Source organism: Qipengyuania thermophila, from assembly GCF_004153605.1.
Taxonomy (GTDB): domain Bacteria; phylum Pseudomonadota; class Alphaproteobacteria; order Sphingomonadales; family Sphingomonadaceae; genus Qipengyuania_B; species Qipengyuania_B thermophila.
In genome coordinates this window covers 392,881-406,301 of sequence record NZ_SDSI01000001.1, presented here as the reverse complement: position 1 = coordinate 406,301, position 13,421 = coordinate 392,881, and the positions used below count along the sequence as shown (strand labels likewise).

Genomic DNA, 13,421 nt, shown 5'->3' with positions numbered 1-13,421 from the left:
CCTTGCTGTCACTACTGGCCGACGCCGCGGCCGCCGCACCGATCCAGTGGTCCGACCTCGGCCTGCGGCCCGGCATCGACCTCGGGATCTTCACCCTGCGGTACTACTCGCTGGCCTACCTCGTCGGCATTCTGCTGGGCTACTGGCACCTGAGCCGCATGATCAAGGCGCCGGGCGCGCCCATGGCGCAGGCGCACGCCGACGACCTGTTCTTCTGGTGCACGGTGGGCATCATCGCCGGCGGACGGCTTGGCTACGCGACGTTCTACACCGGCGGTGCGACCGGCATCCCCAGCCTGTGGAGCCAGCCGCTCGAGCTGCTGAAGCTGTGGGAGGGCGGCATGAGCTTCCATGGCGGCGTGATCGGCGTGCTGGCGGCGATTGCCTGGGTCTGTCATCGCGGCGGGCTGTCCTTCTGGCGGGTGTGCGACTACATCGCAGTCAACGTGCCCTTCGGCATGCTGCTCGGCCGGCTGGCGAACTTCATCAATGGCGAGCTGTACGGCCGCCAGACCGACGTGCCGTGGGCGATGGTGTTTCCGACCGATCCGCTGCAGGTCGGCCGCCATCCGTCCCAGCTTTACCAGGCGGGCTTGGAAGGCGCGCTGATGATCGTGGTCATGCTGTGGCTGTTCTGGCGCACCCGCGCCCGCTACCGTCCCGGCCTTCTGGTCGGGGTGTTCACCGTGGGGATCGCGGCGGCGCGGTTCGTCAACGAGTTCTTCCGCGAGCCGGACTCGCAGCTGGCCGAGTTCACCCGCCTGACCGGCCTGTCGATGGGGCAGTGGCTGTCAGTGCCGCTGATCCTCGGCGGCGCGGTGCTGATCGCGCGCGCCCTGCGGCGCCCCCCCGAGGCCAGCGGCCAGTCGCCCGGCGTGCTCCCGCGGGAGAATGCGCCCCTCCGGCCGTGACGCCGCAAACGGATCCCGCGGAGCGGTTCCGCCGCCTCATCCGGGACACCGGCCCCGTTCCGGTCGCGCGCTGGATGGGCGAGAGCAACGCGCTGTACTATGCGAGCCGCGATCCGCTGGGCGCGCCGGGCGACTTCGTCACGGCGCCCGAGATCAGCCAGATGTTCGGCGAGCTGGTCGGCTTGTGGTGCACGGACCTGTGGAGGCGGGCCGGCTCTCCGGTGCCGATCCGCTATGTGGAGCTGGGGCCGGGGCGCGGCACGCTGGCCGCGGATGCGCTGAGGGCGATGGCGCGCCACGGCCTCGTGCCGGAGGTGCACTTCGTCGAAGGCTCGCCCGCCCTGGCTGCCCTTCAGCGGCAGGCCGTGCCGCAGGCGCGCGTGCATGGCCACCTTGCCGATCTCGACGGGTCGGCCCCGATGCTGCTGGTCGCCAACGAGTTCCTCGACGCCCTGCCGGTGCGGCAGCTGGTCCGCACGGCCGAGGGGTGGCGCGAGGTCGTCGTGACGCTGGACGACAGGCAGGATTTCACCTTCGCGGCCGGGGCGCAGCCGATGGACGCGGCCCTGCCGGCCGAGCGCGCGGATGCGCCGGTCGGCACGGTGATCGAGACCTGTCCGGCGGCCGCGGCGCTCATCGCCGAGGTGGCGCAGGGCCTGTGCCGGAGCGGGGGCGCGGCGCTGCTTGTCGACTACGGCCACCTTGATGCGCGAACCGGATCGACGCTTCAGGCCGTCCGGGCGCACCGGCGCGTCGACCCGCTCGCCCATCCCGGCGCGGCCGACCTCACCGCCCATGTCGACTTCGCGGCCCTGGCGCAGCTTGCCCGCCGGCTCGGGATCGGCGCCGTCCATGCAACGACACAGGGAGTGTTCCTTGAAAGTCTCGGCATCGGGGCACGCGCGCGCGCGTTGTCGGCGGCGGCGCCCGCGCGCGCCGAGGCGATCGCCGCCGACCGCCGGCGCCTCGCCCATCCCGAGGCCATGGGAACGCTGTTCAAGGTGATGGCGCTGGTCGCGCCCGGTTGGCCGGTGCCGGCCGGTTTTCAGGAGGAGCTTGCCGCATGAACCGTCTCGTCGCCCGTGCCGCTGCAGCCGCCGCCCTGCTCGCGGCCTCACCCGCATCCGCCGCCGAGCCGATCACCGGCCGCTGGGTGACGCAGGACGGCGACGGGATCGTCGAGGTCGCGCCGTGCGGGCCGGCCCTGTGCGGGACGATCGTGCGCTTCCTCGTCGCTCCGCCCGGCGGGACGGACCAGCGCGACGTCAACAACCCCGATCCCAGGCTGCGCGGGCGGCGCCTGCTCGGCATGCCGGTCCTCACCGGCTTCGTGGCGGACGCGAACGTCTGGCGGGGGCGCATCTACGATCCCAAGACGGGCCGCAGCTATCGCTCGGTGCTGCGCCGGCGGGATGCCCGCACGCTGGAGGTGAAAGGCTGCATCGGGCCGATCTGCCAGACACAGCTGTGGCGGCAGGCACGCTGAGGCGGCCGCAGCCGGCGGGGCACGATTGCTTCGGCACCGGGGCTTCGCTATCGCCGCCGCTCGGATGACCCGCACGAACCGCGGGTCCGCAGGAGTGAGCGATGCGCGCGACCCCCCGGTTCGATTTCCAGCTTGGCGAGACGGCGGAGATGATCCGCGACAGCGCCGCCCGCTTCGCCGACGAGCAGGTAGCGCCGCTGGCCGCGGCGGTGGACCGCGATGATCGCTTTCCCCGTGCGGAGCTGTGGACGCAGATGGGTGCGCTGGGCCTGCACGGGATCACCGTGCCCGAGGCGGACGGCGGTCTTGGTCTCGGCTATCTGGAACATGTGATCGCGGTGGAGGAGATCAGCCGCGCCTCCGCCTCGGTGGGGCTGAGCTACGGCGCTCACTCCAACCTGTGCGTCAACCAGATCGCCCGCTGGGGCAGCGCCGAACAGAAGGCGAAATACCTCCCCCGGCTCATCAGCGGCGAGCATGTCGGCGCGCTGGCGATGTCGGAGGCGGGCGCCGGGTCCGACGTCGTGTCGATGAAGCTGCGGGCCGAGCGGACCGATGGCGGCTGGGTGCTGAACGGCACCAAGTTCTGGATCACCAACGGTGCCCACGCCGACGTGCTGGTGGTCTACGCCAAGACCGATCCGCAGGCGAACAGCCGCGGCATCACCACCTTCCTCATCGAGCGCGGCATGCCGGGCTTCTCCATCGGACAGCACATCGAGAAGATGGGCATGCGCGGCAGCCCGACATCCGAACTCGTGTTCGAGGACTGCCGCGTGCCGGACGCAAACGTCATGGGGCCGGAAAACGGCGGCGTCGGCGTGCTGATGAGCGGGCTCGACTATGAACGTGTCGTCCTTGCGGGCCTTCAGCTTGGCATCATGCAGGCGTGTCTCGACACGGTGATCCCCTATCTGCGCGAGCGGCAGCAGTTCGGCAAGCCGATCGGCTCGTTCCAGCTCATGCAGGCCAAGGTCGCCGACATGTATGTCGCGCTCCAGTCGGCGCGGTCCTACACCTACGCCGTCGCGCGGGCGTGCGATGCCGACCAGACGACCCGCTTCGATGCGGCAGGGGCCATCCTGCTCGCCAGCGAGAATGCCTTCCGCGTCTCGGGCGAGGCGGTGCAGGCATTGGGCGGGGCCGGGTACACGACCGACTGGCCGGTTGAACGCTATCTGCGCGATGCCAAGCTGCTCGACATCGGCGCCGGCACCAACGAGATCCGCCGAATGCTGATCGGCCGCGAACTCATCGGCGCGGCGGGTTGATGGACGGGCCGCTCGAATGGACGGCGGCGATCGGCACAATCATCGCCGCCGCGATGGTGGCGTCCGATCTCGGGCGCAAGGTGACGGGCGCGGGCTTCGTGCTGTTCTCGATCGTGGCCGTGCTGTGGGTGTATGCCGGCCTCACCGCGCCCGACGGCCTGCCGCTGGCGGTGCAGAACGGCATCCTCCTGCTGGTCAACCTGTTCGGCGTCTACCGTTTCCTCCTGTCGCGCCGCAACGTCGCGATCATCAACCGCATGGAGCGCGCCGCGCCACGGATCGAGGAACAGGTGGACGAGCTGCTCGAGCGGGCGGAGGGACCGCGGGATAATACTCTCGGGGCGTAGCATTCGCGGGAGTTCCATGGAGACGTTGAGGCAGCGTTTTGGGTATTTAGCGGTCCAAAGTATTCTTCCTTTTCGTCCTGTCCTTGCCTCCGAGGATTTTATTCGGAATACAGGGAAGTCGGATAACCGGAATGGAACTTTTAAGAAGACAACTAGGCACGATTGGAGATCTTTTATGGAAAGACCTGATGGTTCGACAGCCACATCTCTGGGCTGGATATTGATAGGTGGGGGCGCGTTAGCGGCTGTGTTCGTAAGCGTGGCTGAAACGTCGAAAAGTATACTTCTGAGCCTCGCGATAACTCATTTAGGTTTGGGGCTTGGAGTTTTGCTCCTTTCGCTCGGCTACGTTTTAAGAGCGATTTGGTTTTTGCCAGGACGTGACACAAAGATGGCAAATGTCGGTGCATCGCCTCGTAGTATCGATGAAAATGAGAGCACGTGCGCGTTCTGTGCAGCAGATGTTTTGCCGCCTGCTAAACCCTGTTCCGCATACAGTGACGAAAAGCTCTCTGTCATTGGTCCACAAATCGCCAACATGACATGCCGCAAGGAGCTATCTACCAGAGGTTTTCTCTAGCATGACCGCTCCGACCCTCACGTCGACACTCGACCGCGACAGCCCCGAAGCGAAGGCGCGTTCCGCCCACAACCGGGCGCTGGCCGAGGAACTGCGCGCGCGCGTCGCGCAGGCGGCGCTGGGCGGGCCGGAAAAGCACCGCGAACGGCATGTCGCGCGGGGCAAGCTGCTGCCGCGCGACCGGGTGGAACGGCTGCTCGACCCCGGCTCGCCATTCCTCGAGATCGGACAGCTCGCCGCCTACGGGATGTATGAAGGGGACGTCAGCGGCGCCTCCATGATCGCCGGCATCGGCCGGGTGTCGGGCCGCCAGGTGATGATCGCCGCCAACGATCCGACGGTGAAGGGCGGCGCCTACTATCCGATGACCGTCAAGAAGCACCTGCGGGCGCAGGAGATCGCCCAGGAAAACCGCCTGCCGTGCATCTATCTGGTCGACAGCGGGGGTGCGAACCTTCCCTACCAGGCCGAGGTGTTTCCCGACCGCGACCATTTCGGGCGCATCTTCTTCAACCAGGCGCAGATGTCCTCGCTCGGCATTCCGCAGATCGCCTGCGTCATGGGATCGTGCACCGCGGGCGGCGCCTATGTCCCGGCGATGTCGGACGAGACGGTGATCGTGCGCGAGCAAGGCACCATCTTCCTTGCCGGACCGCCGCTGGTAAAGGCCGCCACCGGAGAGGAGATCAGCGCGGAAGACCTTGGCGGCGGCGACCTGCATGCGAGGAAGTCGGGCGTGGTCGACCATCTGGCGGAAGACGACGAGCACGCGCTGACGATCGTGCGCGACATCGTCTCGCATCTCGGGGCGAACACTGGCGCGGCTGCCGACATCACGCTGAGAAACCCGCGCCCGCCCCGCTTCGACCCCGATGACCTCTATGCCCTCGTCCCCGAGGACGTGCGGGCGCCCTACGAGGTGCGCGAGGTGATCGCGCGGCTGGTCGACGCGTCCGAGTTCCACGAGTTCAAGCAGCATTACGGGACCACGCTGGTGTGCGGGTTCGCTCACGTCTGGGGGATGCCGGTGGCGATCCTTGCCAACAACGGCGTGCTGTTCTCCGAATCCGCGCAGAAGGGCGCGCATTTCATCGAGCTGGCCTGCCAGCGACGCGTGCCGCTGCTGTTCCTCCAGAACATCTCCGGCTTCATGGTCGGCGGCCGCTACGAGGCCGAAGGCATTGCCAAGCATGGCGCCAAGCTGGTGACGGCGGTGGCGACGGCGCAGGTGCCCAAGATCACCGTGGTCATCGGCGGCAGCTTCGGTGCCGGCAACTACGGCATGTGCGGGCGCGCCTATTCCCCGCGTTTCCTGTTCACCTGGCCCAATGCCCGCATCTCGGTGATGGGCGGGGAACAAGCGGCCTCCGTGCTCGCCACCGTCCACCGCGACGCCGACCGCTGGACCCCGGAGGAGGCAGAGGCGTTCAAGGCCCCCATCCGGCAGAAGTACGAGGACGAAGGCAACCCCTACTACGCCACCGCGCGCCTGTGGGACGACGGGGTCATCGACCCGGCGCAGACGCGCGACGTGCTGGGGCTGGCCCTGTCGGCCTGTCTCGAGGCGCCGATCCCCGACCGGCCGCGCTTCGGCGTCTTCAGGATGTGAGCCTCGCCACTGCGGAGCGACGCCGCCTGGCGCTGATCCTCGGCATCGCCATCCTCGTCCACACGGCGGAGGAATGGCTGATGCTCGGCCGGATGCCGTTCACCCTGGCCCAGCTGCAGGATGCCTCTCCGCTGCCGCTGCCGTTGCCGAGCATCGCTGCGGTCCGGGCCGGGCTGGTCGGGTTCGCCGCCTTTCCTGCCGTCGTGCTGTGGCGATGGGCGGCCGCGCCAACGGTCCGCCTCTCGTTTCTGGTCTGCATGATCGCCGCGATGACGGCCAGCAACGCGCTGGTTCCGCACATCGCTCTGGCGGCGATCCAAGGCGCCTATGTGCCCGGCCTGATCAGTGCGGTCACGCTGACCCTGCCTGCGGGCGCAACCGTCCTTGCGCAGGCCGGCTCGCGACGCTGGGTCGGCAGGCCGGTCCTTGTGGGCGGAGCGGTGACCGGCGTGCTGCTGCTGCCGGCGGTGCTGTTCGGTTTCTGGGCGCTTGGCGAACTGCTTGCTGCCCTCGCTGCGGGATGAGGTGTTGCGCGCGCTTCGGCTCGTCGCAAATCGGTTCGGGCCGGCACACGAATCGTTGAACCGGTGCGCCAAAGCCCGTTAACCACCGGCTCTTGCCGCGGGCATCGCGCCTGCTCATCCGACCCGTCGCTGCGGCCTGCTGCGGACACCATCGCGTCCGCGGCGTTCGCGCCGGTGCGCCGCGGTCGCGAAGGCCCGCCGGACGGCAGGCGCAGACGGAGACGACGGTGTGCTGCTGAACAATCCGCCCCTTGGCGTCGGCGAGGCGCCCTTGGCATCGTCAGCGCTGAAGCCGCGGGACGTGGTGCTCTTCGGGGGCCTGCCGCAGAGCGCCGCGATCCTCGCCGAGCTGGAGCGGCGCGGACACCGCACCGCCCGGCTGGCCGCCGCTGACGGGGAGGAAGGCGCACGCAAACCGACCCTGCAGGGCCGGCTCGTCGGGGTGCTGGCGCTCGTGTCGGCCCTCCTCGCGCTGGGGCGGCTGCTGCGGCATCGGCGCCCGGACGCGCTGATCGTGAGCGGTGCAGGGCCGGTGCAGGTGCTCGTACCGGTTCTTCTGGCCCGCCTCACCGGCACGCCGGTCTGGCTCCATCTGCCTGCGCCGCAGCATTGGCCGTGGCGGCGCCGGGAAAGCCGCGGCGCCGCGCCGCGCGCAATGGCGCTCGCCGCGCGCGGCGAGGCGCGGCTGGGAAGGCGGATCCTCTCCGCGGCGGCAGTCGTATCGGCTGGCTCCGCGACGGCGGCGGCGGCGTTGCGCAGCTTCGCGGCCTGCCCGAGGGAGGTCACCGTGCTGCGCCCTCCGGCTTCCGAACCGGCCATGACGAGCGCGCCCGTCGGCAGCGCGCTGTCGGGTCGACGGGTGGTGCTGTGCCACGGCGCCTGCCATGGCGCTGCCGCGGCCACGCTGCTGGTGCGCGTGGCCGCCCGGCTTCGCCGCAGCCATGACGACGTGGTGCTGGTGGTTGCGGGCGAGGACGAAGGCCGCGGCCAGCCGGCCGAGGACGGCGTGGTGGCGGTGGCGCCCGCGGTGCACGCGGCGCTGACCCGCCATGCCGCTGTCCACCTGCTGCTGCGCACCGGTGACGAGGGAGAGGGCGGGCGATCGGCGCCTCTGGGCACGCTGCTGGGCAGCGGAAGGCCGGTGGTAGCCGCCGGCGAGACAGGCTGGGAACTGGTGCGCGAAATCATTGGCGCCGGCACGATCCCTGTCCGCGCCGATGCGGAAACCCTGGCCGCCGCCCTCGACGAACTCTTGAGCGATGCGGAACTCGCCGGCGCGCTGGGTGCTGAAGGGGCGCGGCGGGCGGCGATCCGCTTCTCCGCCCAGGGCGCGGCCGACCGCATCGAGGCGGTGCTTGCCGGAAGCGCCCGGCACGGGTGAGAGCAGCCGCGCGCTACTTCATCACCCAGCCGTTACTGACCAGCAAGGATTGGCCGGTAAGTGCCCGGCTGCCGAAGCCGGCGAGAAACACGGCCGTGTCCGCCACGTCCTCAAGGGTGGTGAACTCGCCCGTCACCGTGCGGCCGAGCATCACCTCCTTCACGACGCGCTCCTCCGAGATGCCGAGATCGCGCGCCTGCTCGGGGATCTGCTTGTCGACGAGGGGGGTGCGGACGAACCCCGGACAGATGACGTTCGAGCGCACCCCGTGGGGCGCGCCTTCCTTCGCCATCACCCGCGCCAGCCCGAGAATGCCGTGCTTTGCCGCGACATAGGCCGACTTCAGCGGCGAGGCATCGTGGCTGTGCACCGATCCCATGTAGATGAGCGAGCCAGACCCGGCCGGGTACATGTGCCGGACGGCCGCCCGTGTAGTGAGAAAGGCGCCAGTCAGATGGATGTCGACGACCCGGCGGAACTCGTCGAGCGGAAACTCTTCCACCGGGTGCACGATCTGGATGCCGGCATTGGCGACGGCGATGTCGAGACCGCCGAACCGGGCTGCGAGCCTGTTTGTGCCCTCGTCCACCGCCTTCTCGTCGGTGACGTCCATCGTCAGCGCGATCGCCTCGCCGCCGCCGGATGTGATGGCGGCGGCAGTGCGCGCGGCGGCGTCGGCGTCGATGTCCGCGACGCCGACGCGGGCGCCTTGGCGGGCGAACGCGTGGGCGATGGCCTGACCGATGCCCGATCCCGCGCCTGTCACCAGCGCCACCTTGCCTTTCAGCTGCATGCGGTCGTCTCCTGCCGGGCGCCGGCCGGAACTCGCACCGGCGCGTTCACGTTGTTGCCGCAGGGCGAAGCGTCCGCAGGGGAACAAGTCAATGCAAAATGACCAGTTGACCATCGTGCTGATCATCGCGGGCGTGCTGCTGCTCGCACTCGTGGTCTGGGCCTTGACCCGCAAGAAGCGCACCGACGATCTGCGCAGCCACTATGGCGACGAGTATGACCGGATCGCCAAGGAGCAGGGCGGCCGCGGCGCCGAGGCTGCCCTGCGCGAACGGGAGGAGCGGGTGCGCAGCTTCGACATCCGCCCGCTGCACCGCGACGAACAGCAGCGGTTCGGCGAGCAGTGGCGGGAGATCAAGACCATGTTCGTCGACAGCCCGCGCGAGGCGGTCGTGCGGGGCGATCTTCTCGTCACCGACATGCTGCGCACCCGCGGCTACCCGATGGCCGATTTCGACCGCCTGTATGAGGATCTCACCGTGGACCATGCCGATGTTGCCCGCCAGTTCCGCGAGGCGCACACCATTGCCCTCAGCGGCGACCCGACGACCGAGGAGATGCGCCGGGCGCTGAACCATTACGAGGGGCTTGTCGACGAGATGCTGCGCGATGCGGCGCCCGCGTCGCAGGACACGCGCGACGGAGCGCGGGACATCGATCTGCGCGACCTTCCGCCGGCCGAACGACCCGCCGACGGACCGACCATGCCGGTCAGCCGCCGAGTCGAACCGTGACCGTTCAGCCGCGCGGGCCGACGGCAGGCTGAGGGCCGACCGCCACGTCGCGGACTTCCGGTGAAGGGGCGGGGAGATCGTCCGCAAGGGCGTTCTCCCGCTGCTCCTGCAGGATCGACCAGCAGGCGAGGAACAGCCCGGCGATCAGCGGCCCGACGACGATGCCCGACAGTCCCATGGTGGCGATGCCGCCGAGCGTCGTGACCAGCACGATCCAGTCGGGAATGCCCGTGTCGCGACCGACGAGGACCGGGCGCAGGAGATTGTCGGCCAGACCGATGACCCCCACGCCCGAGCCGATGACCACCAGCCCCTGCCACCAGTCGCCGCTCGCGAGCAGCCAGATCGCTGCGGGAAGCCACACGATCGCCGGTCCGACCGCCGGCACCAGCGACATGATCGCCATCAGCACACCAAACAGCACCGCCGACGGCAGGCCGACGAGCCAGAAAGTGATGGCACCCAGCGCGCCCTGGACCATCCCGACGATCACCGTGCCCTTGATCGTCGCCCGCACGATCGAGAGGAACCGTTCGGCCAGCAGGTCGGCGATGTCCCGTTCCAGCGGCAGGGCCGCGATGACCGCCCGCCCGATGCGGCGTCCGTCGCGCAGCAGGAAGTAGAGCACGTAGAGCCCGACGGCGAAGGACAGCACGAAGCCGAGCGCGCTTCCGCCGATCGACAGGGCATAGGTGGCGAGAACCCCGGCGCTCTCGCTGAGGAACTCCTGCGCCTGCGTCTGGAGATTTTCCACATTGTCCCATCCGGCCTGCGCCATCTGGGTGCGGATGCCGGCCGGCAGGCTTTCGCGCAGCTGCACCAGCCAGGCGGCCGGATCGATGCGACCGTCGCGGAAGGCCAGCACGATCTGCGTCGCCTGGCGCAGCACGATGCTGCCGATGATCATCAGCGGGATGACCACGGCGAAGGTGATGATGAGCAGGGTCGCCACGGCGGCGCCGTTGCGCTGGTCGGGACGGCGCAGCAGGATGCGGTTGTAGAGCGGCTGGAACATCACCGCCGCCAGCGCCGCGAACAGCAGGGCCGACGCGAACGGCCGCACCACCGTGATCAGCGCCAGCGTGACAATCGCCAGCAGCACGAGAAACGCCCCGCGCTCCGTGGCGTCGCGATCTCGGGTGTGCAGCATGCCGTCCTTCTCCGCTCAGGCCGCCACCGGCCCCGCCCGCACGATGACCGGCGAGCAGCAGCATTGTTCCCGCATTGTGGTCTGCTCAGGTGTCGAGATTGACGACATTCAGCGCATTGTCCTGGATGAACTCGCGCCGCGGCTCGACGACATCGCCCATCAGGCGGGTGAAGATCTCGTCGGTGACGTCCGCATCCTCGACCTTGACCTGAAGCAGGGCGCGGTTGTCGGGATCGAGCGTCGTCTCCCACAGCTGCTCGGCGTTCATCTCGCCCAGACCCTTGTAGCGCTGCACCGCAAGCCCCTTGCGCCCCGCCGCCATGACGGCGTCGAGGAGCTGCGTGGGACGGGTGATCGTCGCCTCGGGTGCGGCGTTTTCCGCAGCGCCGTCCGCCTCCGCCACGTCCTCGGCCGGAGCCTCCGAGGCGCTCTGTGCCGCAGCCGCGGCCCCGCGGCTCAGCCGGGCTGGCGCGGCATACAGGGACGCCTGGTCCTGCGCGAGCCTGTGCAGCTTGCGTGCCTCGGCGCTGTCGAAGAACCGCAGGTCGACCGTGTGCACGTCGGTGACGCCGCGCCACAGCCGGTCGAACCGCAGCTCGCTTTCGCCGACGGTGCCCGTCCACTGGGCCTCGGGATCGCCCATCTGCAACCGCTGCGCGGCGCGCGACACGGCCGCCTGACGGTCGTCGGCCGCGTCCGGATCCAGCGCCCCTTCGAGCGCCAGCGCCTCGACCACGGCCGGGTCATACCGGCGCGGCACGAAGCCCAGCATGTTGCGGATCAGGAGCGCCTGCTCGACCATCGCGCGCAGCTCGCCGGCGGCGCGCTGGCCCGCCGGGCCCTCGAGCATCCGGTCCTCCAGCCCCGCGTCGACGAGATAGCGGTCGAGCGCCGCCTGATCCTTGAGATAGACTTCGCTGCGCCCCTTGCTCACCTTGAACAGCGGCGGCTGGGCGATGAACAGGTGCCCGGCCTCGACGATTTCGGGCATCTGCCGGTGGAAGAAGGTGAGCAGCAGCGTGCGGATGTGCGCCCCGTCGACATCGGCGTCGGTCATGATGACGATCTTGTGATAGCGCAGTTTGTCGAGGTTGAATTCGTCGCGCAGGCCCGTGCCCATCGCCTGGATGAGCGTGCCGACCTCCTTGGAGGAGATGATCCGGTCGAAGCGGGCGCGCTCGACGTTCAGGATCTTGCCCTTCAGCGGCAGGATGGCCTGCGTCTTGCGGTCACGGCCCTGCTTGGCCGAGCCGCCCGCGCTGTCGCCTTCGACCAGGAACAGCTCGGACTTCGCGGGGTCGCGCTCCTGGCAGTCGGCCAGCTTGCCGGGCAGGGAGGCAATGCTCATCGCGCCCTTGCGGCTCATCTCGCGCGCGCGGCGCGCGGCTTCGCGGGCGGCGGCGGCGTCGATCACCTTCTGGACAATGGCCTTTGCATGGGCGGGGTTCTCTTCCAGCCACTCGCTCATCTTCTCGCTCATCAGCGCCTCGAGCGGCTGCCGTACCTCGGAGGAGACGAGCTTGTCCTTGGTCTGGCTCGAGAACTTGGGATCGGGGAGCTTGACGCTGACAATCGCCGTCAGCCCCTCGCGCATATCCTCGCCCGATAGAGCGACCTTTTCCTTCTTCAGGAGACCCGAGGAGGCGGCATAGCCGTTCAGCGTGCGCGTCAGCGCGGCGCGGAAGGCGGCCAGATGCGTGCCGCCGTCGCGCTGGGGGATGTTGTTGGTGAAGGCGAGAACGTTCTCGTAGTAGCTGTCGTTCCATTCCAGCGCCACGTCGATCCCGATCCCGTCCCGCTGCGCCGAGACGGAGATCGGCTCGGGGATCAGCGGCTGCTTGTTGCGGTCGAGATAGCGGACGAAGGCGGCGATGCCTCCTTCATAGAACAAATCATGCTCCAGCACCTCCTCGTGGCGCCGGTCCCGCAGGACGATGCGCACGCCCGAATTGAGGAACGCCAGCTCCCGATACCGGTGCTCGAGCTTGTCGAAGTCGAACTCGGTGACGTTCTTGAACGTCTGTTCGGACGCCTTGAAGGTGACGCGCGTGCCTTTCTTGAGGCCGCGCTCGTCGCCGTTGGAGGCCACCGGCGGCGCGTCGCCCACCACCTTGAGCGGCGCCACGGCATCGCCGTGCTCGAAGCGCATCCAGTGTTCCCTGCCGTCGCGCCAGATGGTCAGCTCCAGCCATTCGGACAGGGCGTTCACCACCGACACGCCGACGCCGTGGAGACCGCCCGACACCTTGTAGGCGTTGTCGTCGCTGGTGTTCTCGAACTTGCCGCCGGCGTGAAGCTGGGTCATGATGACCTCGGCCGCCGACACGCCTTCGCCCTGGTGCATGTCGACGGGAATGCCCCGGCCGTTGTCCTCGACCGAGACGGAGCCGTCCGGGTTCAGCTCGACGAGCACGAGATCGCAGTGCCCCGCCAGCGCCTCGTCGATGGCGTTGTCCGACACTTCGAACACCATGTGGTGCAGGCCCGACCCGTCGTCCGTGTCGCCAATATACATGCCCGGCCGTTTGCGGACGGCGTCGAGACCCTTCAGAACCTTGATGCTGTCGGCGTCGTAGGCGCCGTTGCGCGGCGCGTTCTCGGGGGTGCTTGCCATTGGGGGCATATAGGCGCAACCG

General features: G+C 69.0%; 12 protein-coding genes. 9 read left to right on the top strand and 3 right to left on the bottom strand.

Annotation, left to right across the window (positions count from 1 at the left end):
- The first annotated feature begins 2 nt into the window (after positions 1-2).
- The 8 genes from lgt to ETO60_RS01935 all read left to right on the top strand — a co-directional run bounded on the left by lgt (position 3) and on the right by ETO60_RS01935 (position 8,109).
- Positions 3-911: a prolipoprotein diacylglyceryl transferase gene (gene lgt / locus ETO60_RS01970; protein WP_199798811.1), complete on the top strand. Its 909-nt coding sequence runs from the start codon at positions 3-5 to the stop codon at positions 909-911.
- The gene (locus ETO60_RS01965; RefSeq protein ID WP_315850260.1) at positions 908-1,978 is read left to right on the top strand and encodes an SAM-dependent methyltransferase; all 1,071 of its coding nucleotides are present in this window, start codon (positions 908-910) and stop codon (positions 1,976-1,978) included. The genes lgt and ETO60_RS01965 overlap by 4 nt, the downstream gene beginning before the upstream one ends.
- Positions 1,975-2,397 (top strand): DUF2147 domain-containing protein, encoded by a 423-nt coding sequence (locus ETO60_RS01960; protein ID WP_130002241.1) that lies wholly within the window; start codon positions 1,975-1,977, stop codon positions 2,395-2,397. Before ETO60_RS01965 ends, ETO60_RS01960 begins: the two co-directional genes overlap by 4 nt.
- Before the next feature lie 101 nt (positions 2,398-2,498).
- Positions 2,499-3,668, top strand: a complete 1,170-nt coding sequence (locus ETO60_RS01955) for an isovaleryl-CoA dehydrogenase (RefSeq protein ID WP_130002239.1) — start codon at positions 2,499-2,501, stop codon at positions 3,666-3,668.
- A complete protein-coding gene (locus ETO60_RS01950; RefSeq protein ID WP_130002237.1) occupies positions 3,668-4,015 on the top strand; it encodes a hypothetical protein in 348 nt (115 codons plus the stop codon). The genes ETO60_RS01955 and ETO60_RS01950 overlap by 1 nt, the downstream gene beginning before the upstream one ends.
- Positions 4,016-4,596: 581 nt before the next feature.
- Positions 4,597-6,204, top strand: a complete 1,608-nt coding sequence (locus ETO60_RS01945) for a carboxyl transferase domain-containing protein (protein WP_130002236.1) — start codon at positions 4,597-4,599, stop codon at positions 6,202-6,204.
- Positions 6,201-6,728, top strand: a complete 528-nt coding sequence (locus tag ETO60_RS01940; protein WP_130002235.1) for an HXXEE domain-containing protein — start codon at positions 6,201-6,203, stop codon at positions 6,726-6,728. Before ETO60_RS01945 ends, ETO60_RS01940 begins: the two co-directional genes overlap by 4 nt.
- A gap of 229 nt (positions 6,729-6,957) precedes the next feature.
- The gene (locus tag ETO60_RS01935; protein ID WP_130002234.1) at positions 6,958-8,109 is read left to right on the top strand and encodes a glycosyltransferase; all 1,152 of its coding nucleotides are present in this window, start codon (positions 6,958-6,960) and stop codon (positions 8,107-8,109) included.
- 13 nt (positions 8,110-8,122) lie between these two features.
- On the opposite strand, the gene ETO60_RS01930 is transcribed toward ETO60_RS01935, so the two are convergent.
- Positions 8,123-8,902 carry a 3-hydroxybutyrate dehydrogenase gene (locus ETO60_RS01930; protein ID WP_130002233.1) on the bottom strand — a complete coding sequence of 260 codons (780 nt, stop codon included), beginning with the start codon at positions 8,900-8,902 and terminating at the stop codon, positions 8,123-8,125.
- Between the two features lie 91 nt (positions 8,903-8,993).
- Here ETO60_RS01930 and ETO60_RS01925 point away from each other — a divergent pair, with 91 nt between their 5' ends.
- On the top strand, positions 8,994-9,635 hold the full coding sequence (locus ETO60_RS01925) for an LPXTG cell wall anchor domain-containing protein (RefSeq protein WP_130002232.1): 642 nt from the start codon (positions 8,994-8,996) through the stop codon (positions 9,633-9,635).
- A gap of 4 nt (positions 9,636-9,639) precedes the next feature.
- Here the strand turns inward: ETO60_RS01925 and ETO60_RS01920 are convergent, their stop codons facing one another.
- Both ETO60_RS01920 and gyrB read right to left on the bottom strand, forming a co-directional pair.
- Positions 9,640-10,785 (bottom strand): AI-2E family transporter, encoded by a 1,146-nt coding sequence (locus ETO60_RS01920; RefSeq protein ID WP_130002231.1) that lies wholly within the window; start codon positions 10,783-10,785, stop codon positions 9,640-9,642.
- Between the two features lie 85 nt (positions 10,786-10,870).
- The gene (gyrB, locus tag ETO60_RS01915; protein ID WP_130002230.1) at positions 10,871-13,399 is read right to left on the bottom strand and encodes a DNA topoisomerase (ATP-hydrolyzing) subunit B; all 2,529 of its coding nucleotides are present in this window, start codon (positions 13,397-13,399) and stop codon (positions 10,871-10,873) included.
- Positions 13,400-13,421 lie beyond the last annotated feature (22 nt).

Bases quoted from the DNA above. Each gene is read 5' to 3' on its own strand.
- ETO60_RS01955 (WP_130002239.1), top strand. From the start codon at position 2,499: ATGCGCGCGACCCCCCGGTTCGATTTCCAGCTTGGCGAGACGGCGGAG.
- ETO60_RS01925 (WP_130002232.1), top strand. From the start codon at position 8,994: ATGCAAAATGACCAGTTGACCATCGTGCTGATCATCGCGGGCGTGCTG.
- gyrB (WP_130002230.1), bottom strand. From the start codon at position 13,399: ATGGCAAGCACCCCCGAGAACGCGCCGCGCAACGGCGCCTACGACGCC.
- ETO60_RS01950 (WP_130002237.1), top strand. From the start codon at position 3,668: ATGGACGGGCCGCTCGAATGGACGGCGGCGATCGGCACAATCATCGCC.
- ETO60_RS01945 (WP_130002236.1), top strand. From the start codon at position 4,597: ATGACCGCTCCGACCCTCACGTCGACACTCGACCGCGACAGCCCCGAA.
- ETO60_RS01920 (WP_130002231.1), bottom strand. From the start codon at position 10,785: ATGCTGCACACCCGAGATCGCGACGCCACGGAGCGCGGGGCGTTTCTC.
- ETO60_RS01930 (WP_130002233.1), bottom strand. From the start codon at position 8,902: ATGCAGCTGAAAGGCAAGGTGGCGCTGGTGACAGGCGCGGGATCGGGC.
- ETO60_RS01960 (WP_130002241.1), top strand. From the start codon at position 1,975: ATGAACCGTCTCGTCGCCCGTGCCGCTGCAGCCGCCGCCCTGCTCGCG.